Raw genomic sequence first — 1283 nt, forward strand, 5'->3', positions numbered from 1 at the left:
AGTGGTGACGCAGTACCGGTTCAGTCGGGCCTCGCGAGGATTCCCATCGTTCTCGTCCCACGCTTCCAGCGTGAACTCGTGGGCCTCTAACTCGCTGTCAGCACTCTCAAAAACGGCTGCAACCGACGGTGTTCCGTGGTTGTCGGCGACATATGCGACCTCAACGGCGTCGTGGTCGGCGTCAAGTCTCGTCCACCCATCGAGCGCTTCCGGCGGGTCCTCGGCGAACTGGTCGATTTCGCGCTGAGTCAGTTCGGCTTCTGCGGCGTCGCGCCACGCTTGTTTGATATCCTCGGCTTGGGACCGCTCGATCTCCTGAAGGACATCGCTGTCGATACAGTCGGCGGCCCACGCAAGCACGGTCTTGGCCTTCTTGTGCTTCTGCTCGGGTTCGCCGTCCAACTGTCCGAAGTTCATCTCTTGGGGAGTCATCAAGAGAACTGACGACCGCCAGTAACCGGGGTCAGCGTCGCGATCCTCGCCAGCATCGGGAGCCCACGACTCCATCGAGGTTCGGACTTCCTCGTGGTGTCCGAAGCCGGTTCGGACGCCGCCGGCGCGTAGGATACGTTCCGCGAGGTCGATAGTTCGCTCGCGCTCGTCAGCGGGCGCTTCATCGGGGCGGTCAACGTCAGCGTAGAACGGTAAGCCGACTTTGCTGATGATCGTCTCTTTGTAGTTTGGGATCAGCAGCGGTTCATCGACGAAGATCGGGTCGAACGGNTTGCTGATGATCGTCTCTTTGTAGTTTGGGATCAGCAGCGGTTCATCGACGAAGATCGGGTCGAACGGTGGTTCGTCTGTAGGCAACATACTGGAAAGCCTCCAGCCACCGAGGCGGCACAAAATCGCTACTGGAGTGAGCCTGACCTAGAGGTACTGGTCGGCAGTGTCGCCGTGGTTCGCTTCCAGGGCTTCCCAGTCAGCCATTGCGTCGTATTCTGGTCGAACCTCTCCGTCAGAGAGCATATCGTCGACGAAGGCTTGGACTTGTTTGTCGACGGGCGCGTTCTGCAGGTCGTGCTCCCGAGCGACAAACTGGATACCACANCATATCGTCGACGAAGGCTTGGACTTGTTTGTCGACGGGCGCGTTCTGCAGGTCGTGCTCCCGAGCGACAAACTGGATACCACAGAACGCGCGTCCGTCTGCTGCGAGCTGCCAGAGTAGGAGCTTCCGGTTCTGGTAGGTTGCGAGTTCTGTCAGCAATGCGTCGTCTGATGGATTGGACATTGTGTGATGCCTCCGGCTGCGAGGGCTGCATAAAACAACATTGTGTGTA

General features: G+C 59.1%; 1 protein-coding gene. It reads right to left on the reverse strand.

Features of this window, described 5'->3' with window-relative positions:
- Positions 1 to 735, reverse strand: a 735-nt coding sequence (locus C442_RS19340) for a hypothetical protein (protein WP_049943112.1), incomplete at its 3' end; no start/stop codon positions are given.
- Between the last annotated feature and the right edge of the window lie 548 nt (positions 736 to 1283).

The sequence above is a fragment of the Haloarcula amylolytica JCM 13557 genome (assembly GCF_000336615.1).
Taxonomy (GTDB): Archaea; Halobacteriota; Halobacteria; order Halobacteriales; family Haloarculaceae; genus Haloarcula; species Haloarcula amylolytica.